14 protein-coding genes, 1 pseudogene and 2 riboswitches are annotated in these 23108 nt (G+C 38.3%); of the genes and pseudogenes, 14 read left to right on the top strand and 1 reads right to left on the bottom strand.

Translation table 11 applies throughout. From position 1 onward, the window contains the following. The first annotated feature begins 20 nt into the window (after nt 1-20). The 12 genes and pseudogenes from PGY05_RS00330 to PGY05_RS00275 all read left to right on the top strand — a co-directional run bounded on the left by PGY05_RS00330 (nt 21) and on the right by PGY05_RS00275 (nt 18592). A complete protein-coding gene (locus tag PGY05_RS00330) occupies nt 21-761 on the top strand; it encodes a glycerophosphodiester phosphodiesterase (RefSeq protein ID WP_173686001.1) in 741 nt (246 codons plus the stop codon). A gap of 4 nt (nt 762-765) precedes the next feature. Further along, nucleotides 766-1569, top strand: coding sequence for an HAD-IIA family hydrolase (locus tag PGY05_RS00325; protein ID WP_270475131.1), 804 nt, complete (start codon nt 766-768; stop codon nt 1567-1569). 150 nt (nt 1570-1719) lie between these two features. Next, the gene (locus PGY05_RS00320; RefSeq protein ID WP_195413136.1) at nt 1720-3240 is read left to right on the top strand and encodes a putative DNA modification/repair radical SAM protein; all 1521 of its coding nucleotides are present in this window, start codon (nt 1720-1722) and stop codon (nt 3238-3240) included. 53 nt (nt 3241-3293) lie between these two features. Then, nucleotides 3294-4058 (top strand): TIGR03915 family putative DNA repair protein, encoded by a 765-nt coding sequence (locus PGY05_RS00315; protein ID WP_270475130.1) that lies wholly within the window; start codon nt 3294-3296, stop codon nt 4056-4058. A gap of 226 nt (nt 4059-4284) precedes the next feature. Then, a riboswitch (cyclic di-GMP riboswitch) is annotated at nt 4285-4360 on the top strand. Further along, nucleotides 4342-4599, top strand: coding sequence for a hypothetical protein (locus PGY05_RS00310; protein ID WP_270475129.1), 258 nt, complete (start codon nt 4342-4344; stop codon nt 4597-4599). Its footprint overlaps the riboswitch before it by 19 nt. A 72-nt stretch (nt 4600-4671) precedes the next feature. Then, nucleotides 4672-5721: a GGDEF domain-containing protein gene (locus PGY05_RS00305; protein WP_270475128.1), complete on the top strand. Its 1050-nt coding sequence runs from the start codon at nt 4672-4674 to the stop codon at nt 5719-5721. A gap of 97 nt (nt 5722-5818) precedes the next feature. Then, nucleotides 5819-7287, top strand: a pseudogene (locus tag PGY05_RS16615) (HD-GYP domain-containing protein). 3 nt (nt 7288-7290) lie between these two features. Then, nucleotides 7291-7563 (top strand): hypothetical protein, encoded by a 273-nt coding sequence (locus tag PGY05_RS00295; protein WP_270475127.1) that lies wholly within the window; start codon nt 7291-7293, stop codon nt 7561-7563. Between the two features lie 118 nt (nt 7564-7681). After that, the gene (locus PGY05_RS00290) at nt 7682-10510 is read left to right on the top strand and encodes an ATP-binding protein (RefSeq protein ID WP_330672892.1); all 2829 of its coding nucleotides are present in this window, start codon (nt 7682-7684) and stop codon (nt 10508-10510) included. Nucleotides 10511-10605: 95 nt separating this feature from the next. Further along, nucleotides 10606-12678, top strand: coding sequence for a hybrid sensor histidine kinase/response regulator (locus PGY05_RS00285; RefSeq protein WP_270475125.1), 2073 nt, complete (start codon nt 10606-10608; stop codon nt 12676-12678). Between the two features lie 236 nt (nt 12679-12914). Continuing rightward, a riboswitch (cyclic di-GMP riboswitch) is annotated at nt 12915-13005 on the top strand. Between the two features lie 233 nt (nt 13006-13238). Continuing rightward, entirely contained in the window at nt 13239-16445 is a 3207-nt protein-coding gene (locus PGY05_RS00280; RefSeq protein WP_270475124.1) for a hybrid sensor histidine kinase/response regulator, read from the top strand. Nucleotides 16446-16669: 224 nt separating this feature from the next. Then, nucleotides 16670-18592 (top strand): hybrid sensor histidine kinase/response regulator, encoded by a 1923-nt coding sequence (locus tag PGY05_RS00275; RefSeq protein ID WP_270475123.1) that lies wholly within the window; start codon nt 16670-16672, stop codon nt 18590-18592. 444 nt (nt 18593-19036) lie between these two features. Here PGY05_RS00275 and PGY05_RS00270 read toward each other — a convergent pair whose 3' ends face one another. After that, nucleotides 19037-20362 carry a hypothetical protein gene (locus PGY05_RS00270; protein WP_270475122.1) on the bottom strand — a complete coding sequence of 442 codons (1326 nt, stop codon included), beginning with the start codon at nt 20360-20362 and terminating at the stop codon, nt 19037-19039. A gap of 155 nt (nt 20363-20517) precedes the next feature. Here PGY05_RS00270 and PGY05_RS00265 point away from each other — a divergent pair, with 155 nt between their 5' ends. Both PGY05_RS00265 and PGY05_RS00260 read left to right on the top strand, forming a co-directional pair. After that, complete coding sequence (locus PGY05_RS00265; protein ID WP_270475121.1) at nt 20518-21489, top strand: helix-turn-helix transcriptional regulator; 972 nt, start codon at nt 20518-20520, stop codon at nt 21487-21489. A 118-nt stretch (nt 21490-21607) separates the two neighbouring features. After that, nucleotides 21608-23074, top strand: coding sequence for an RNA-binding domain-containing protein (locus tag PGY05_RS00260; RefSeq protein ID WP_270475120.1), 1467 nt, complete (start codon nt 21608-21610; stop codon nt 23072-23074). Nucleotides 23075-23108: the final 34 nt, after the last annotated feature.

Raw genomic sequence — 23108 nt, 5'->3', positions numbered from 1 at the left:
AAGAATCGAGGCAGTAAACATTGAGCAAAACAAAAATATTTGCACACAGAGGTGCAAGCGGATATGCACCGGAAAACACGTTGGAAGCATTTGCACTGGCAATCACACAGGGTGCTGACGGAATCGAGCTTGACGTACAGCTTACAAAGGATGGAATCCCGGTTGTGATCCATGATGAAACCATCGACAGAGTTACAGAAAAAAAGGGATGGGTCAAGGATTATACCTTAAAAAAGTTAAAAGAGCTTACAGTACTGAAAAACAAATTCCCGGAGTATTCCGCAGCAAAGATCCCAACCCTGGAAGAAGTACTGGATGCGGTAAAAGCATCCGGTATCCAGGTCAATATTGAGCTGAAAACAGGAATTTACTGGTATCCGGAAATCGAGCAGAAGGTTGCGGATCTTGTAAAAAAAGCCGGAATGGAAGAGCGGGTGATTTATTCTTCCTTTAACCATTACAGCATCCAGCAGATGAAGAAAATTGTGCCGGAAGCAGAAACCGCTTATCTGTACAGTGATGTGATCCTGAATGTTGCAGAGTATGCGAAGAATACAAAAGTAGACGGACTGCATCCGGCAGTATATCATGTAAAAATGGCAGATTTCCTGAAAGAATATCTGGGCAGCAATCTGAATGTCCGTGTCTGGACAGTCAATGAAAAAGCGGATATGAAATGGCTGATCGATGCAGGAGTAACTGCAATTATCACCAATTATCCAGACATGGCAGTGCAGATCAAAAAAGAAGCGGAAGTATAAGATCATGCTGGAAAATAAAAAACTTTTTCTGCTGGATATAGATGGTACGATCTGTAAAGGGAATCAGCTTGTTGAAGGATCCGCAGATTTCCTGAAAGACATCAAGGCAAATGGCGGGCAGTTTGTATTTATCACAAACAATGCAACCAAGAGCATCGATGATTATATCAGATTTTTTCAGGTTCTTGGAATCCACACCGATTACACCAATTTCCTGACAGCATCCTATGTAACCATTGATTATCTGAAGAAAAATCATGCCGGAGAACTGATCTATGTGCTGGGAACCCGGTCCTTTATCCGGGAACTCAAAAAAAATAAAATCCACGTAACAAGCGATTGCGAGGATGAAGGAATTACCTGCGTTGTGGTTTCTTATGATAATCAGCTGACGTATGAAAAATTATCTGATACATGTAAGCTGCTGAGTACAAAAAATGTGGATTATCTTGCAACAAATCCAGACTATGTATGTCCGATTGAATTTGGATTTGTACCAGACTGTGGCTCCATCTGTGAAATGCTTGCACATGCGGTAAAGCGAATGCCGTATTTTATTGGTAAGCCGCAGCCTGAAATGGTAGAACTTGCATTGCAGCGGAATCATTACCGGAAAGAAGAGACTTTAATCGTTGGAGACCGCCTGTATACGGATATCTTATGTGGATATCATGCCGGTGTTGAGACGGTACTTGTATTATCCGGTGAGGCAACAAAAGAAGAAGCGAAGGCATACGAACATCAACCGGATTACGTGATGTCATCCGTTTATGAGTTGCATGAAGCATGGATCAAAAGTATTTCTTAAATAAAAGAAAATATGTTTACTAAAACAGGGTATGTATGGCAAATGAAGCTGTACATACCCTGTCTGTATATTCAGGTCAATTCTTGATTGCCTCTGTTTTAACTGTAAAAAACACTTGCATAGGCGAACATATGTTTGTATAATAGAAATATGAATACAGAAATGACAAATGAACATTATACAATACAGGAAAAATTACATATTCTTGCTGATGCTGCAAAGTATGATGTCGCATGTACATCAAGCGGCTCAAGTCGCCGGGGACAGAAAGGAGAACTCGGTAATGCCGTTTCATGTGGAATTTGTCACAGCTTTGCGGCAGACGGAAGATGTATTTCTTTACTTAAGATCTTAATGACCAATCATTGTGTCTACAATTGCAAATACTGCATTAACCGTGCGAGCAATGATGTAAAAAGAGCTACGTTTACTCCGGAAGAGATCTGTAATCTTACAGTCGAATTTTATAAACGGAATTATATAGAAGGACTTTTCCTAAGTTCCGGTATTTTGAAAAATCCAACCTATACGATGGAAAAGATGTGCGAGACACTGTTACTTCTCCGCACCAAATATCATTTTAACGGCTACATTCATGTGAAGACGATTCCGGGGGCTTCAGATGAATTACTTGCGGCTGCCGGTTATCTGGCAGACCGTGTCAGCGTGAATCTGGAACTGCCAACTTCTGAGGGACTTCGTAAGTTGGCACCGAACAAGACTATGCAGACAATCCTAAGTCCGATGGGTAAGGTGCAGAATACCATTGCCGCACATCGCATGGCAATCGGAAAATCATCATATATGGAAAGAAGCCGTGGAAATCAATTCCTGCATAACGGAATTTTTTCTGATACTTCCAAACAACAGTTCCAAAGGAAACTGGATAGCAGGGCAGCGCTACAGAGAGGAACCGATGTATCCAAGACTTCTGCACAGTCAAATCCTGCGCTATTGGATTCTTCCTTCACCTGGAATCAGGCATATCAACTTGCACCACATGATATGTCCAGATTAAAACGCAGCTTTGCACCGGCAGGACAAAGCACCCAGATGATCATCGGAGCGACAGGCGAAAGCGATTATACCTTATTACAGACCACGCAGCAGCTTTATCAGGGATTTGATCTGAAACGTGTCTTTTATTCGGCATATATCCCGCTGAATGAAGATCCTGTTCTGCCTGAGATTGGAACTCCACCGCCGCTTTTGCGTGAACACAGGCTTTATCAGGCAGACTGGCTGCTCCGGTTTTACGGATTTCAGGCAGATGAACTTTTAACCATAGAGAAACCGAATTTTAACGAACTTCTGGATCCAAAGTGTGATTGGGCATTACGCCATCTGGAATTATTTCCCGTTGAAGTAGAAACGGCAAGCTATGCAGAACTCCTCCGCGTACCCGGAGTCGGACCGAAATCAGCCAGCCGTATTGTAAATGCACGAAGATATGGCAGAATGGATTTCACAAGTCTGAAGAAAATGGGAGTTGTGCTGAAAAGAGCGCACTATTTCATCACCTGTGGCGGAAAACAGATGTATCACACACCACTTGAAGAGACTTATATCACAAGACAACTGGTCAGCGTAGACCGGAAGGAATCCTGGGAAATGGCTCATGCAAATGAAGGCTTCTCACAGATGACACTTGCTGATTTTGGAATTGGATAGTTACATCATTAGGGCAGAAAATACTTATAGCAATATGAGAAAGCAGGAAATTTATGAAGATATATACTTGCAAGGACCGGTTAGAAGACATCATGACATGCATCTATGATGCATGGGCAGATGCTTTGCTAATCGGTCATGATCAGATACAGTTGAAAAAAGAACCGATTTTCCAGACAACATTATTGGACGAATATATCCATGTAGATGGGGTCAGCTTCAAAGCAGAAAAAGTCACCCGGTCTATCCGCAGAGATATTTCTTCCAGAGCATATCTGTATGTATATTACGCATCCCTTTCAGCAGAAGAAGATGCACTGCAGGCAATCTATAATTTTCTGCGGGTTGGATTTGCAATAGGAGCAGATGTACTTGAATATTATACGAACCCACATGTGATGCGGATTATGGAATTATATCGTAATGTTGGAAATGAAAGCCATCATTTCCGTGAATTCGCCCGGTTTCAAAGTCTCGACGGGCGTGTGTATGTCAGCCATCTGGAACCCAAAAGTGATGTGATCATGCTGGTTGGAAGACATTTCGCAGACCGTATGCCATCGGAATATTGGATGATCGTTGACGATAACCGGAAGACCGTCTGTGTCCATCCAAAAGACGGAGAAAATTATCTTCGTTATCTAACGGACGGAGAGTTTGAGGCACTTCGGAAAACAGAAGAGTACGAAGATGAATACACTGGGATGTGGAAGACATTTTTCCATACGATCGGGATCAAAGAGCGGGAGAATTATGTCTGTCAGAGGAATCTTTTTCCGATCTGGAAGAGAAAGCATGCTGTGGAATTTAAAGAATAATCGCAGAAATTAAAAAGCAACAAAGAATAACTCTGGTTAAAAATCATGAGCAGGAAACAGTGATGTCAATGCTGCGTGGACTTCAGAAGTAGAAGAACAGTTCGAGTATATGTATCGGCTGTTCTTTTTTGGCTTTTAAGCGTAAAAACGGTAATGTTTTTCTTGTACATAGTCGAGCATTAGAGTATAATAAACTCAGTTTTTTTCATATGTTTAAAAGCTATAATAAGAAAAACGGCAAAACAGATGAAAGTTTGCGACGCAAAGCTATAGGGCCTGTAAAATGGTAGCCAGTTGCCACGTTAAAGATGCATTGTCTGCAATGACAATGCTCTTTTTTGGTTTGGTTGTTCTGGTGAATATAGGCATTCGTGCAGATAGCAGTCAAAGGGATTTGACAAGGTCAAGAGCTGAATTAAACGCAGTAACGTATGCAGATCATATGAAGGCTGATATCGTGAGAGGAATTGATATTACAAATTTGGCAAAACCTTTGGATATTGAAAAGATGAAAAAGACTATTAAAAGTATTTGTTCCTAATATAGGGAGAAAGTAAATGAATAGCATAGTTATTGAAATGAATATTATTTGAGATTCGGGATAAATGGTGAAATGCAGACAAACAAGAAAAATAAAAATATGATAGGTATTATACAGAGTTTCCTTATATTGATATTAGTGGTTCTTATTATTTTTATGATGATTCAGATTAGCAGGCTGCAGGGGACAGCACGCGTAATAAATTATGCGGGTCTGGTACGTGGAGCTACACAGCGCGAAGTAAAATTAGAAATTACAGAAAACCAAAATGATGAATTAATTAAATATTTGGATGACATTCTTCTTGGATTGAGATATCAGGATGGACATTATAATCTGGTAAAACTCAATGACGAAGAATATCAGGGGAAATTGAAAATCCAGAGTGATTACTGGGATAAATTGAAAACAGAAATTGAAGCAGTAAGAAACAAGGGATACGAAAATACAGACATTGTTAATATGAGTGAAATATATTTTACGATGGCAGATGAAACTGTCTCTGCCGCAGAAAGCTATTCAGAAAAGATCGCTATAAAGATTCGTACTATAGAGCTTTTGTCGGCACTTGATATGTTGATTCTGGTAATATTGGTTATTATGCAGACTCTAAAGGCAATGCAGATGGCAATGCAAAACAGATTGCTGGAACAGAAAGCATTCGTAGATGCCCATACTGGGCTGCCAAATAAAAATGCCTGTAATGAGCTTCTTAATAAAAAAGATATAATTACAGGTTCTACAGCATGCATAATGTTTGATTTAAATAATCTAAAAACTGTAAATGATACAATGGGACATTCCGCAGGAGATCAGTTAATATTGAATTTCTCAAAGTTTTTGCGAAGTGTTATTCCAGAAAAGGATTTTGTTGGAAGATATGGCGGAGATGAGTTTATAGCAGTCATTTATCATACAAATGAGGCGGAAATTAAGGAAATATTAAAAGGTTTGTACAGAGAAAAAGATAGATTAAATAGTTATGAAAATCAAATACCAATCGACTATGCATGCGGATGGGCATTATCCTCCGATAATATGTCGTGTACAATGCAGATGTTATTGGATGATGCAGATGCTAATATGTATAAAAATAAACAGTTATGCAAGAAATATAATTAGCATTCTTAAGGAAAGTGATTAAAAAACTATCGATAGGAAGTGCCTTTTTTAATTTATAGGATTTCTAAAGACCACAAGAATAAAGGAAATAGAAAATATGAATAAAAGACAAAAAATACTGATTGCCGATGATGCAAAGTTTAACAGGGATATATTGAAAGAATTTCTTGGAGAAACCTATGATTATCTGGAAGCTGAAAATGGAAATCAGGTAATCCAGATGCTAGGAGAAAATATTGGAATTGATCTGATGCTTTTAGATATCAATATGCCACAGATGAATGGTTTTGAAGTCTTGGAAATAATGAAAAGAAGCCAGTGTATTGATGAAACTCCAGTTATTATGATCTCTGCTGAAGAATCTGTTGATGCTATGCGTAAAGCATATGAAATGGGAATTACAGATTATATTACACGACCTTTTGATTCTGTTATTGTAAAGAAAAGAGTCCAGAATACCCTAGAACTTTATGCGAACCAAAAGCGTCTGATCAATGTGGTTGTTGACCAGGTTTATGAAAAAGAAGAAAACAATGATATTATGCTCAGGATTCTGAGCAATGTATTAGGGGCACGCAACAGTGAGAGCAGCGAACATATTTTACATATCCGTACTGCGACGAAAATGATGCTGAGACAACTGTTAAAAACAACGGATGCTTATCATCTAACGGAGAACGATATTGCTATAATCACAACCGCTTCTTCACTTCATGATATTGGTAAAATACGCATTCCGGAAGACTGACCGATGAAGAATTTAAAATTATGAAAACTCATAGTGAGATTGGAGCATCCATGATCTGGGATATGCATTTTTTACAAGATCATCCACTGGTACATACCGCATGGGAAATCTGCAGATGGCATCATGAAAGATGGGATGGAAAGGGTTACCCGGATGGTCTGAAAGGTGAAGAAATACCAATTTCTGCACAGGTGGTGTCTATTGTGGATGTTTATGATGCTCTTACCAGTGAACGATGTTATAAGAAAGCATTTGAGCATGATACCGCAATCAAGATGATTCTGGACGGGCAATGCGGGCAGTTCAATCCGGTTCTTCTTAAGTGCCTGAAAGAACTAAGCCTTCAGTTTTCCAAGATGTATACGAATGAAACGAATGATAATAAACAGTATTATGAAGCACAGCGGCTCTCTGACGAAATACTAAAGGAAAAGTCTTTACCCCGTAAAAATTATTCGCAGCATGTCATTAAGCTCATGCAGGAAAAGATAGAGTTTTTTAAAATGGACAGTGGCAAAATTTCCATTGAGTATAATGCAATTTCAGGTCGGGTGATTATAATTAACGGAAACCGGCAGATACTGTGTCAGAGAGATGATCCGAAGTTTGATATATTCAAACTGTTCGAAGTAAGCAGTGAAGATATTCAACATATCAGAGCGTTACTGGACCAGACATCAATACAGAATACAGAAATCTCATTGCAGTTAATGGCAAAGGTGGAAAATAAAAGGCAGATGTATGATCTGAAACTGCATACCTTATGGTCTACTTTAAAGAAAGATGGATATATAGGAATTGTCGGATATCTCTCTTGATTGGTGAATAAAATGGGAGGCACGATTTCTGTTACCAGCGAAGTGGGAAAGGGATCTACTTTTGTAGTTGAATTGCCTTTTGAGATGGGAGCTGCACCAGAAAAATCTAAGAAAGAAGAGGCGGATAAAGAGAATAGCATTCACGGTTTAAATCTCATGTTAGTAGAGGATAATAAGTTGAATGCCGAGGTTGCAGAAATACTTTTAGAAGATGAAGGTGCAATAATTACAATGGTTAATGATGGACAGCAGAAGCTGTCGCAAAGATATTTATAAAAATGTTGTGGGGGTATTGAACATTAATGAATGTAAAACTAAAATCTGGAAGCAAGCAAGCGACTGTAGCCTGGAGGGTGGGAGAAAGATGAAGAAGTGCAAATTAGTACAGAATATAATGAATTTCAAATTTTGTTACATTATATTTTGCACAATTATATGTTTTATTGTTTTATCCGTTCCTACATTTGCCAAAGAAAACTCTGACAATGTTATCCGGGTAGGATCTTTTGAAGAAACTTATAATACCGTCAATGAAAAGGGGGAAAGAAGTGGATATGGTTATGAGTATCTTCAAGATATTGCAGGTTATGCAGGATGGACATATAAATACATAACAAGTGATTGGAAAAACTGCTTTACACAGTTGGAAAATGGAGAGATTGATATTCTTGGTGGCATTTCCTATACAGACGAACGTGCTGAAAATATGCTTTTTTCCGATATGCCTATGGGGGAAGAGAAATATTACATCTATACGGATGCATCCAATATGGATCTTACAGCAGGAAATTTGGATTCTTTTGAGGGAAAAAATATTGGTGTGTTTAAAGATAATATAACGGAGGATGTGCTTAACGAATGGGAGTTAAAGTATGGTCTGCATACGCAGCATGTCAATGTTTCTAATACCGCAGAAGTTATGGACAAACTGTCGAAACATGAAATTGACTGCTTCGTTTCGGTAGAAGAACCCCGTTGGGAAGAATCGGAGATTTCGCCGATTACAAGTATTGGAGAGACAGAAATCTATTTCGCTATAAATCCCAAACGTCCGGATATCAAAGAAGCACTGGATAGTGCTATGCGCAGAATCAAGGATGACAACCCATTTTACACAGATGATCTCTACAGGCGTTATCTTTCTGCACAGAGCAGCTCCTTTCTTTCAAAAGAAGAAAGGGAGTGGATCGGGCAGCATGGAGCAATCCGGATAGGGTATCTGAATCAGGATGGAGGTATCAGCAGTGTAGATCCATCAACAGGCAAATTGACAGGTGTTATTACAGATTATGTGGATCTTGCAGAAAATTGTCTGCAAGGTCAGACTCTGGAATTTAAATTAAATGGATATGAGACAAGAAGTGAACTGCTTCAGGCATTGCAGGATGGAAAAATAGACCTGATTTTTCATACAAACCAGAATCCATACTTTGCAGAAACAAATGGATTTGCTTTGTCGGATACGCTATTGACTCTCAATATGGCAGCAATTACGGCAAAGGATTCTTTTGATGAAAATAAAGAGAATACAGTTGCCGTTGAAAAAGATGATTTTGCATTGAAAGCATATCTTTCATACAATTATCCGCAATGGAAGGTTGTGGAATATGAGACATCAGATGCAGCAATAAAAGCAATGCAAAAAGGGGAGACGGATTGTATTGTAAGCAATTCAGGTACTGTTTCAGACTATTTGAAAAATAATAAGCTTCATAGTGTTTTCCTGACAAAAGAAGCTGATGTTCCATTTGCTATTCAGCAGGGAGAACCGGTTCTTTTGTCCATTCTGAATAAAACACTGACATCTATGCCTACAACTCAATTTTCAGGTGCAGTAGTTTCGTATAATGCTTCCTCACGAAAAGTTACAGCGAAGGATTTTATTCAGGACAATTTACTGACAGTTTCACTTATCGCTGGAATTTCTTTTTTCGTTGTTCTGTGTATAATTCTTGATTCTTTGAAAAAATCAAAACGTGCGGAAGAAAAATCCAAGAAGTCTGCTGAGCAGGCATTGAAGCTGAATCAGGAGCTTGAAGAAAAACGGCAGGAATTACAAAATGCACTTGTAGAAGCACAGAGTGCCAATAAGGCTAAGACTTCCTTTTTAAATAACATGTCTCATGACATCAGGACACCAATCAATGGCATTATGGGCATGCTTACAATTCTTGAAAAAAGCGGAAATGATGGTGAGCGGGCAAAAGATTGCCTGAATAAAATAAATGAATCTTCGAAACTGCTATTATCATTGGTAAATGATGTTTTGGATATGGCAAAGTTAGAATCGGATACCGTGGTTTTTAGTGATGAATCCATCAATCTGGATCAGGTATGTCAGGAAATCACGGAGTCACTATCTTTTCAGGCAGAAGAAAAAGGACTTCATGTTATAGGAGAACATGATGATTACAGTGGTATATATGTTTGGAGCAATGCAGTTCATCTGAAAAAAGTATTGACGAATCTGTTTACAAACAGTATGAAGTACAATAAGGTGAATGGTTCTATTTACATGAGTATGAGAACGATTGAAAGATCAGAAGATCACATGACATGTGAATTTAAAATAAAAGATAATGGAATTGGAATGTCAGAAGAATTTATAAAAAATGAATTGTTTACTCCATTTGTACAGGCAGATAATTCCCCACGTTCTGATTATAATGGGACAGGTCTGGGAATGCCCATTGTGAAACAACTTGTAGAAAAGATGGGCGGAACCATAACAGTTGAAAGTAAGCTGGGTGAAGGGAGCTGTTTTACTGTAGTACTTCCATTTGAAATTGATACGAATGCACGACCGGAAGAAAAAGAAGATTTCAATGCAGATCTATCAGGTGTCCGGATATTATTGGCTGAAGATAATGAGCTGAATGCGGAAATAGCAGAATTTATGCTGATGGAAAATGGGGCTGAAGTAGAAACAGTGAAAAATGGGTTAGAAGCTGTTCAGCACTTTGAAGCCTGCGAATCAGGAACATACGATGTTATTTTAATGGATGTCATGATGCCGGTGATGGATGGGCTTACTGCCACAAAAACAATAAGATCCCTGGAACGGCAGGATGCAAAAACAATCCCTATCATTGCTATGACTGCAAATGCATTTAGGGAAGATGCAGAAAAGTGTATGGAAGCAGGAATGAATGCACATTTGTCAAAGCCGATTGTGATTGAGGAAGTTATAAAAACGATTTTAAGGTATGTTCATAATGATTAGCAGGATAGAACCGGAGAGAAGCCGGGGATACCGGAATCAATGGAAAAAGTAACAGAAGTATAATTCTTACTAGAAGATTGACGAGGAGAAGTTGTATGAGTCAGGATATTATTAATAATCGTTTTTTTGAAGAGTCGGTATTTGCTATTGCCGATGGATACTGCGTGATTAATCTCACAAAGAGTATCGTACGTGGTTCCATGTATCAGGTAGTTAATGGAAAAAAATATAATCTGAATAAACAATTAGGTTTGCCGGAAAATTCAAGCTTACAGAGTCTGGTAGATGCATGGGCATTGACTATACCAGAGGAAGGTCTTAAAGATTTTCTGCACGAGTTTGACAGAGAACGATTATTAAATCGGTTTGAAAATGGTGAACGGCATATATCGTTCCGATACTGGACCAGGACTGCTACTTTTGAGCCCATGCTTGCAGAAGATCATATGGCTCTGTACCGTGAAGAGGAAACTGGAGATGTCATTGCAGTTAATTATGTTCTTGACCGTACAGAACATTATCGCTTAGAGGAAAAAGAGCGGGCACTGGAAAAATCAAACAGAGAGTATGCGAAGCTTCTGGAAGAAGAGAAAAAGCATACAGCTATGATCGAGGAATTGACAAAAAAACTGCAAAGTCAGCTGGAGTTATTTACCGTATCCATCCCCGGCGGCGTCAAAATCAGCAATGATGACCCGGAATACTCTTTCAAATATGTTTCAGAACAATTTGCAAACATGCTCGGTTACGCAACACCAAAGGAACTGTTGGATGCTTCTGGCGGTAATATTATCGGCCTTGCTCATCCAGATGACGTGATGGTCGGACTTGCAGATGCATTAAATCAATATACTCATTCTGATCATTATGCTACTATTTACCGGATACGCTGTAAGGACGGCACATACAAATACATCGAGGATCGTGGACAGAAAGTAATACAGGAAGACGGAACCATTGAACATTGGAATCTCATGCTGGATAAAAATGACTTCATGCATAAATCAATTGCCTTGGAAAGTGAAAAGAAAGCAAATAAAAGCAAGTCTGATTTTCTCTCCAGGATGTCTCACGATATGAGAACCCCGCTGAATGGAATTATCGGATTGCTGAAGATTGCTGAGAAACATTTTAATGACAGGGAATTGGTCCTGGATAATTTCAGAAAAATGCAGGTAGCTGCAGACTATCTATTGTCTCTTATTAACGATATCCTTCAGATGAGCAAAATTGAAGATGGAAATGTACCTCTGACGCAGGAAATCATCAACTTTGAGGAATTAAGTCAGGATGTTCTGACTATCATAGAACAGCGGGCAAAAGACAGAGGAATCCAGATGCAGTTCCGTGCAAAAAAGGAAGGGTTTCAATATCCTTTTATTTATGGAAGTCCGGTACATTTAAGACAGATATTTCTTAATATTTATGGAAACTGTATTAAGTATAACCGGATTGGCGGCAAGATAATAACAGTGTCAGATTATACAGAAGCTGTTGACGGAATTACGACATATGAGTGGACCATAACTGATACTGGCATTGGTATGAGCAGGGAATACCAGGAGCATATATTTGAGCCGTTTTCGCAGGAAAAAGAGGATGCAAGAAGTACACAGCAGGGAATTGGACTGGGAATGGCGATTGTAAAAGGTCTGATTGAAAAGATGGGTGGAACTATTGAAGTTAAAAGCGAAGAAGGCATTGGCTCAACCTTTATCATCAGGATTCCGTTTAAACTTGCTCCCGCACCAGATACAGTAAAGAAAACAGCGGCACAGATGGATATCAGCGGATTAAACTTATTGCTGGTGGAGGATAATGAACTGAATACAGAAATTGCGGAAACGCTGTTGTCTGATGAAGGTGCAAATCTGACAGTTGCAGAAGATGGACTGCAGGCGGTCAGAATGTTCCAGGAGAAACCGGAAGGTTATTTTGACGCAATTCTGATGGATATCATGATGCCTGTAATGGATGGGATTACTGCGACAAAAACAATCCGGTCACTGAAACATCCAGATGCTGAGACGATCCCGATTATTGCCATGACAGCAAATGCATTCAGAGAAGATAAAGAAAAGTGTCTGGCAGCAGGAATGAATGCTCACTTGGCAAAGCCTATAAAAATTGAAAACATAAAGAGAATTTTGTGTGAATATTGTGTGTAGTGGTTGCAACTTCTCAAATCCGTAGACCTATTTTTCACGTTCTGTAGGATATTATAACGTAAATGTAAAACTGGCAGGTATTTTTGCTGAATAAGACAGCAAATTAGAAGATAGCGGTTTGGCGAGCCGATCGATAACTGACAATGCAGGCTGGCATACGCAAAATACACAGATTTTCTATCCAACATTATTGACGTGTAAAAATTTTTATGGTATTTTTATTTCTAAAAAAGAGATTATTTTAAAGGCAAACCTGTTGAAAGGCAGGAGCGCAAAGCCAGAAGGGACTAAAGCCAGAAAGCTTGACCATGTCAGCCGGTTGCCACTGTTTCCATATCATCATAATATATGGAAAAGATGTTTGAACAGAAGAGATTCCGATACCTTTTATACTATATAGATGTGTCATTTTAGAGAAATATAGTAAGGACACTGGCAGATTTTGGCAAGTGTCCTTTTTGCATGCAAAAATGGGTAACAAAACTAGCAGGGACAGGTTTTCTGTATACAGATAAAAGCAAGATGAAGAAGGCATAAGACGGAGAAAGGATTTTTATAAAATGAGAAATTATGAAGACAAAATATATTCCTTAGGTGAGACTGTAACGGGGCAGACACAGGCCATGTCACAGGCCGTACAGAAAACACTGGAAAGTAATGGCGGGGTAGGTATAATGACAGGATCTTATGACCAAAACCTGTCTATTTTGTCTGTGGATAATCTGCTGTTGCATAGTACAGGATATACATTCGATACTTTCATGGAACAGACAAAAGGCTCATTGAGAAACTTCTTTTATGACGAGGAAGATATACTGGAGCGAGACCGTTTTTTGCAGCTTCACGGAACAGGGGAAGCACAGATCCTTGCAGCAGACGGTACAGTGAAAAATGTACGGCTTTGTAAAGAGGATGCGACAGATGAGGCGGGCAGACAGATCTGGGTTATGTCCGTACAGGTCAACTGGGATCATGTAAATTTGGCACTGCTAAATGAGGCTATCTGTTCTGGCTTCTGGTATTTTGACTGTGACGAAAACAGTGAGATTGTGAATGCAAACTGGAGTCATGAATTCCGAAAAATGCTTGGCTATCATGACACTCTGGACTTTCCGAATAAACTGGAATCCTGGTCAGATCTTCTGCATCCACAGGATAAAGAAAGAGTAATGGTGCAGCTTCAGGCGGCAATTAAGGATAAGACGAACCAGATAAAATACCAGGTAGAGTATCGTATGAGAATGAAGGATAATCAATACCAGTGGTTTCGGGCATCGGCAGAAGTAATACGCCGTCTGGATGGTTCTGCCAGCAGGATTGCCGGGATTTTTATTAACATTGATGGGGAGAAAAAAGAAATCATGCAGGCACAAAAATCTGCTGCTTTCCACCGGGCTTTTACGAAAGCAGATTTGTGCGAGTATTATGTGAATCTGGAAGCGAATACTTTTGATACCTTTAAGGTTGAACCGTCCCTGATGACCGTCTTTGAACAGAGTCATACGTGGGATGAATTGATCCGGCATTTTGTGGATTCCTATGTTGTGGAGACAGATAAGAAGGCGGTATCCTCTTTTTACGACCGTGGTTATATTGCAGAAAGGCTGAAGGGTCTGGAAACCGAATTGGCTTTAGAGTGCCGTATCACTCTGAATGGAGAAGAACGATGGGTCCGCAATGTGGTCATACGTGGCGAAATAGAGGATTCAGAATATGCCATGATCTTTCTGCGAGATATCACAGAGGCAAAGGTAGAGAGCGCACGGCATCTGCAGATGGCAGCGGATAATGCTTCCATGGAGCAGCTGATTCAGAGTATTGTGCGTCTGGTTGACCGCTTTGTTGTCTGTGATCTGGAAAATGACAGATATGAATTCTACAATCTGAATGGCCAGATGATATATAAACCTCTGGGATTTTATCATGATTTTCAGATGCAGGTTCTTGAAAAATATAAGACACTGGAACCATTGGAAGCTATAGATATCCTGATAGCCCCGGATAATATTCGGAAAAAACTGAAAAGTGAAAATGATATTTATAAGTTTGAATATTGCAGCCTGGATGAAAAGACTTATAAAATCGCTTCTTATATTCCCTTGGAATGGAAGAATGGAAAGCTGGAAAAGGTATTGCTGGCATCCATGGATGTGACACAGGAGAAGAAAGCAGAGATTGAATCCCGTCAGGCACTGAAAGAGGCTTACCGGTCCGCAGAAAATGCAAATCGTGCGAAAACAGAATTCCTTTCCAATATGTCCCATGATATCCGGACACCAATGAATGCGATTGTGGGTCTGACAGCAATTGCAGGAGCAAATGTTGAGAGCCAGGACAGAGTCATTGAATGCCTCAGCAAGATCACAGAATCAAGCCGCCATCTGCTGGGGCTGATCAATGAAGTATTGGATATGGCACGTATTGAAAGTGGAAAAATGACACTGGCACAGGAAGATTTCAATCTGTCAGAGCTGGTAGATAATCTTATTACACTTACGAAACCGGTGCTTGATGAACATAAACATAATTTTGATATACACATCAATCATATTGAACATGAGGCTGTCTGTGGTGACAGCTTGAGGATTCAGCAGGTATTTTTGAATCTGATGAGTAATGCGATCAAGTATACACCGGATGGTGGAAATATTATTTTTTCCATAGAGGAAAAACCCAATGGATTTTCAGAACTTGGATGCTATGAATTTACGATTGAGGATAATGGAATCGGTATGTCACTGGAATTCCAGAAAATCATGTTTGATCCTTTCAGCCGTGCAGATGACCAACGGACAACCAGAGTTCAGGGAACCGGTCTTGGAATGGCAATCAGCAGAAATATTGTGAACCTGATGAATGGCACTATTAAAGTGGACAGTACCTTACATAAGGGAACTAAAATCACAGTAACAATTTATCTGGAGCTTCAGGAACAAGAAAAAGAACAGGACAAAAATCTGATGAATCTGCCGGTTCTGGTAGTGGATGATGATAAGACATGCTGTGAAAGTACAGTTGCCACACTGAAGGAAATCGGTATTATGGGTGAATGGGTTCTCTCCGGCAGGGAAGCGGTTGAGCGCTGTTATGCACGGCATGAGTTGAAAGATGATTACTTTGCTGTTATTTTAGACTGGAAGATGCCGGAGATGGATGGTATAGAGACTGCCAGACAGATCCGGAAACGGATTGGGAAAGAGATCACCATCATTGTATTGACATCCTATGAATTCAGCGAAATTGAAGAAGAAGCAAAAGTTGCAGGTGTAGATGCTTTTATTGCAAAACCGCTGTTCCGTTCCCGGCTGACGGCAACATTACGGCAGTTTACTTCAGGCAGAAAAGAAAAAACAGCAAGAAATTATCTGGAGAAGCTGTCAGAATCAGACTACACGGGAAAAAGGATTCTGCTGGTTGAGGATAATGAGTTGAACAGAGAAATTGCTGGTGAAATTTTGCAGATGACAGGTGCAAAAGTGGAAATGGCAGAAAATGGAAAAATCGCAGTTGAGAAAGTGGAAGCTTCTCCGAAAGGTTCGTATGATCTTGTTTTTATGGATATCCAAATGCCTGTCATGAATGGTTATGAGGCAACTGCAGCAATCAGGAGCCTTCCGGGTGAAAATGGAAAACTGCCTATTGTTGCCATGACTGCCAATGCTTTTGCAGAAGATGTACAGCTGGCCAAAAATACAGGCATGAATGGACATATCGCGAAACCGCTGGATATGAATAAGCTGAATGATGTTCTGGAAAACTGGCTGTAATTGCCTTCCTGGATGCATGGGAAAAGCAGCTAGGAAACATAGAGAGGGTTTTGTTATGACAGAAACCCACAGAATACCGTATGTGTGATGGCAGTTGGCACAGGATGCTTTTTACTATAAAAAAAGGGATGAGTCTGGAAATGTAACCCATATTTGCAAAATACGTGAAGAGTTGAGGCGTTTTTGTATTAAACTAAAATTAGGGAAAAGACATGTGAAATACGATGATGAAAAATAACTATATAAAACAAAAAAGAAAAGATCAAAATCCGGTAAATCATTGGAAAATTTTTGAGGGACGGTTGGTATTCCTTCTGGCAATGGTGATTTTGTTTGTTGTTGCATATACTTTTATTTTACAACAAGCATATACCCAAACTGCTCTGAAAACAGAAATTGAACGAGATATTTCCAGTGCAGATGCGGTTCATAAGCTGGTAAATAACAGACTGGGACGAAAAGATTTTAATGAAATAAAAAGTAAAGCTGATGAGAATACAGAACTATTCAAGAATATGTCGACATATATGAATGAAATCAGAACGTTGAATTCTACGAGATATATTTACACAGCAACCAGAAATGAAGACGGTAGATTGATTTACGTTGTAGACGGACTGGATCCATCGGCTGGTGACGTCAGACATCCAGGAGATCCGATTGAAAAGGAGATGGTTCCTTATATAGAAAAAGCACTTTCTGGAAAAACAGTATATTCTCAGGATATTGTTGATACAACATGGGGACCTATTTTTACAGCCTGTTATCCTGTGACAGCGGAAGATGAATCTAATGAAGTGATAGGTGCTTTCTGCATAGAAATGGATATGCAGAAAGCGTATGGAATGGTTGAGAAGACGAATAAGTTAAGTATTGCACTGGGATGCATTACAGCGTGTATTTTGTTAATATTATGTACATGTGGATATTCTGTATATAAGAAGCAAAAAGAAAATGAGCAGAAACAGCAAAAACTGTTGCAGGAAGCTGCAAGACTGGCCGATTCAGCTAATAAAGCAAAATCAACATTTCTGTTTAATATGTCTCATGATATTCGTACCCCTATGAATGCAATCATTGGATATGCAGAATTGGGAGAGAAACATTTAAAGGAGCCAACTATATTAGAGGATTACTTTGAAAAAATATTATTGTGCGGAAAGAAAATGCTGCATTTGATTGATAACATTCTTGAATTAGCACGAATCGAAAACAACCACGCAACGCTGGATGAGACAATAACAGATGTTTCTAAAAACTTTGATTTATGTATTGATATGTTTAGGAAACCGATAGAAGAAAAACATCAAACACTGAGAGTCAATAAGAACATTCGATATCCATACCTGTATATGGATGATGCAAGATCATCTGAAATTACGATTAACATTTTGAGTAATGCTGTGAAATACACGGGTGAAGGCGGTAACATAAGCTGTACATTGAACCAATATCCCGGCGAAAAAGAAGGTTGGAGTGTATTAGAGCTTATTATAGCAGACAACGGAATCGGAATGTCAGAAGAATTCCAAAAACATATTTTTGAATCATTTTCACAGGAACGATCTTCGTCAGACAGCGGAATAGAAGGTAGCGGACTTGGCATGGGAATCGTGAAGAAACTGGTGGATTTAATGAATGGCAAGATCACAGTTCAGAGCAAACCGGGAGCAGGTTCTACTTTTACAATCACGCTTCCATTAAAAATAGCAAATGAGGAAGAAAGGAATCCGAAACATGCAGACGGTCAGTTGAATATCAAAAAACTGGAAGGAAAAAGGGTTCTTCTGGTAGAAGATAATGACTTGAACGCAGAAATTGCAACGGAACTTTTGACGGAAGAGGGAATCATGATAGAAAGAGCGGAGAACGGCGTTGCATGTATTGATATGCTTAACAAAGCAAAGCAAAATTACTACAGTCTGATTCTGATGGATATTCAGATGCCGATTATGAACGGATATGAAGCATCCAGGAGAATTCGAGAGCTGAAAGACGGTAACAAATCGCAGATTCCAATTATTGCAATGACAGCAAATGCGTTTGAAGAAGATAAGAAGATGGCTTTTGCAAGTGGCATGAATGATCATGTTGCAAAACCAATAGATATGAATGTATTATTGCCGACTATTATGAAATATATGTAAAGGAAGAAAGAAGGACACTGATTTTGCAGTCAGTGTTCTTCTTACATATCAGTCGACTAAAGAAAAACATTTTATAGTTATACATTATCTCGTTGAGAAGGGTAAATCTGTGAACTTTGTTCACTAAGCAGAGCAGTGAAATTTTGACGAATGATATTTAAAGTCTTTTGCTTTTTCAGTAATTCTTGTAATCAATAAGAAGATTATTCAAGAAAAACAGGGAAAAGATAAGCCGGAGAGAGGAGCTGATTTTGGTGTGAGATAATTGAAAAAGGAATGGAAGTTACTGTTTTGGTAGCTTTCATTCCTTTTTTGACGTGAGAGAAGAGTTATTTTTGATTAAAAGATCAAGAAAATTTAAATCCACGAATAGCCCCTTTACTAAACTGGAAATATCCTCCATGATCTTCAATTGAAGAAAAACAAGAGGATATTTCCAATCTATTATTTCTTCCCAAAAACAACCCTACTAAACATCTTCCCATCAACTTTCGCATAATATGCCAGTTTCGCATATCCCAGTACATATCCAATACAATGCGCCCGTGGAAATACATACCGGTAATTTTTCGCAACATTCTTTATTCCTTCAGGAATCTCTAGCTGCATCCATTCTTCATCATGCTTTACGGACACTGCATATCCTTTTCGAATACACTCAAAAGCTTCATAGGCTTTAACACAGTCAACTCCATTTTCAATCATATAATCATAAAAATCTTCCCGCGTGAAACATGGATATATTTTAAAGTCATTTGTTGTGGTCATTTCAATAAATTTATCAACATCAAAATAACCCTGCTGCCCATTTTGCCATCTAAAAGTGCTGTGAATACCTGATTCTAAAGTCACCATATCCCGATACGTTTTCGGTTTTACTTTCTGAAAGAGCATTTGTAAATCTTTACTCGGAACTGCTGTGTTACATACATTGCTCCAGGTAATCTCTCTTAATTCTTTATTCCCAATTTCATTCGCGTAAATGCCAGTTTGTCTCTGTAACTCAGTTAATTCATCCAAAATTTCTACAGTTAATAATCGAACAGGTTTGATTGCATGTTCCTGCAATTCCAAAATCCCTCCAGTAATACAAATATCTCCGTTTTCCAGATAAGAAATCAAATCTGTATAATCCTGAATTGTATTTCCGGAAGGCAAGACAGCATAACCAACCAAATCAACACCAATCATTCTTTCATCAAACTGTGTTGAATTAAACTGAAACATTCCCCATCGCACGACTTCCTGATCTGGATATATTTTCTCTAAAACTCTTCGTGCAAATGCCAGGAATTCAGAATTTACGTTATATTCAAACGAAATAGATTTTTTACCATCTATTCCCCAGACGGTTTCCAGAGACAGGTTGTATCCGTCTGCCCACATTTTTGTATTACAACAAGGACATTTTCTGGAGGGAAGATCAATTCCAAATAAATGTGTATCTACTTTTTCATAATATCCACATTCCGTACAATAATAGTGCGTTGAAAGAGGATTAAACGAATGATTTCCGAGAAGATAACACAAAATTGAACCTGAAACAGTTCCGCGCATATTTATAAGTGTATTGCTTTTTTTTGCCGCTTCTGACAGACAGCGGAAAATCTCAAAATCATCGATATGGTCTGAGTTTTCTAAAAACGTAAGCTCTTGTAAATAACGTTTCTGGATAGTTTCTGGCACTTCATTTGGATATTTTTCTACAAGTTTTTCCTGGCTGAATTTTTTTACATTTTCAAATGCATTTTGAATAACTGGTAATTTCATAAGCGACCTCCAATTTATTTTTAAGATGTGGTCAGTATAACAAATCTGAAATACCTTTTATATTCCAATAGCTGTACCAAAAATAGCACAGCTATTAGTTGTTTTGAACAGAAAAAAAAGTTATAATATAGAAAAGGCAATCGGAGTGTACAATTATGATAGCACCAAAAGCAACCATTTTATGTTTATATGAGATTCTGAAAAAGTATACCGATGAATCCCATATTCTGTCAGCCGAAAAAATTCATGAAAAATTAAAATCGATTTACGATGTTGACATGGAGCGAAGAGCAATCTATCGAAATATAGAAGCATTACGCAGTATGGGAATTGAAATCGCAGGATATCAGGATAACCGGGAAGGATATTTCCTAATTGACCGTGAATTTGAGCTTTCAGAGATAAGACTTTTATGTGATGCAGTTGCTGCTTCTGATATGATAAAAGAATCTTCCAGCAAAATAATTATAAAAAAACTTCTTGAATCACAAAGTATTTTTCAAAGCAGAATGCTACAAAAAACTGTTTTCGTAAAATCAGAAAAGAAGATTCTAAGCAAACAGCTGTTTTATAACATCGATGCGTTAAATGTAGCAATCAATCAAGGATGTAAAGTAAGTGCAAAACTGCTGAAATATGGAGTTAATCAGGAATTAGAAGAAGTCATAAATAGCAATATTATTATTAGTCCATACGTTACTATTTGGGCTGAAGGGAATTACTATATCCTTGGAAAGAGGGAATATTCTGAAGAATTAGAACATTTTCGAATTGATCATTTAAAGGATATCACGATACTGGAAAGAGGCATTGATATGATCTTTGGCGGTTTAAATCCAGGTCAGTATGCCGAGAAAAAGATCTTTCAAAAAGGAGAATCAAAAGCATCCTACGAAATAGAATGTGCTTTCGGATTATGGCAGGAAATTGCTGAAACCTTCGGGAAAAATGCAACCGTATTAAAAAAGGATAAAGAAAATATTACAGTAAAAATTAATACAATACCATCCGTTATACATTCATGGGTAATGACTCACATCAATCAATGTGAAATTATTGGGCCTAAAAGTTTCCGGGACAAAATCCAAAATGAAATTATGGATGCGTATAGAAAATATTGTATGTAGTCCTGATATGTATAAAAATATACATGATTAGTTTTCGAAAATACTTGATAATAGTACAACAATATGTTTTAGATCAGTAGATGAAATTTAAGCATTAATTATAGAATGAGGTGACCAAATGGAAATAAAAGAAGTACAATCCATTCTTACAATTGGTGAAACTGTAGCGGTTGAATTTAAACGCTGTGGAAATGGAATTGAAAATGATACCTATGAGACAGTTTGCTCATTTCTGAACAGATTTGGCGGAGACCTTTTCATGGGAATATTAGATGATGGGACTGTAGTAGGAATACCAGAAAAAGCAGCTCCTGATATGGTAAAAAACTTTATTAAGGTTATTAGTAATCCTACATTGTTCTCACCAACGATATATTTGGTACCGGAAATTATAAAATATGATGAAAGTCATACGATCATTCATGTTCATATTCCGCCTAGTGCAGAGGTTCACAGCTTCAAAAAAGTCATCTATGACCGTGTGGATGATGCGGATGTAAAAATAACATCTACCAGTGCAATTGCACAGATGTATATTCGTAAGCAGAATATTTTTACAGAAAAGAAAATCTATCCTTATGCAAAAATGGAAGATTTGAGATTAGATCTGCTGCCAAAGATTCGTATTATGGCACAGAATCATGCAGGTGGTCAGCATCCCTGGACAACTATGGATGATCAGGAACTTTTGAAAAGTGCAGGATTATACGGTAGAGATATCGTTACCGGAGAAGAGGGTTTCAATTTAGCAGCAATTATGCTGTTAGGAAAAGACGATGTAATTTTAAATGTTGCACCGACTTATGTGACCGATGCACTTGTGCGAAAAGTTAATGTAGATCGTTACGATGATCGGGAAATTATTAAGACAAACCTAATTGAAAGTTATAGCCAGCTCCTTGATTTTGGAAGAAAAAACTTGCCAGACAAGTTCTTCCTTGAAGATACAGTAAACAAAAGTCTCCGGAATACAATTGTCAGAGAAATGATCAGTAATACGTTGATGCACCGTGAATTTACAAGCAGTTATACAGCAAAGTTTGTGATTGAGAAAGATCGAATGTATGTGGAAAATGCGAATCGTGCAACAAAGGAAGGTTTCATCACAGTAGATAATCTGGAACCAAATCCAAAAAATCCTCTTATAGCATCGTTTTTCAGGAATATCGGTTATGCTGACCAGCTTGGATCTGGAGTAAGAAAATTATTCAAATACAGCAAATATTATTCAGGGAAAGATCCTTTGTTTGTGGAAGACGATGTATTCCGGATTATTGTTCCATTGGATGATGCATATTCGTTTGATTATGGAATAGAAGCTGGAAGCAGTAAAGTAATTGAAATTAATAATGCCGATAAAATGCCGATAAATGCCGATAAAACGCCGGTAAATAGTTTGTCGGCACAGCAAAATTCAATTATTCAATTTGCGAAAGAAACAGGATCGATTAAATCTCGGCAAGTAGAAGAATTACTTGGAGTAAAGCAACGTCGAGCAAGAAGAATTCTTGGAGAACTGGTCAATATGGGAATTTTGGAACGTCAAGGTGCATATAAAAGCACTGTATATGTTTTGAAAAATTAAAAAAGGCACCTGCTTATCATTACTATAAAAGTAA

This window comes from Coprococcus sp. AF51-11b1 (genome assembly GCF_027682785.1).
Taxonomy (GTDB): domain Bacteria; phylum Bacillota; class Clostridia; order Lachnospirales; family Lachnospiraceae; genus Allocoprococcus; species Allocoprococcus comes.
Note: the sequence above shows the minus strand (reverse complement) of the source record. Positions and strands in the feature narration are given on the sequence as shown.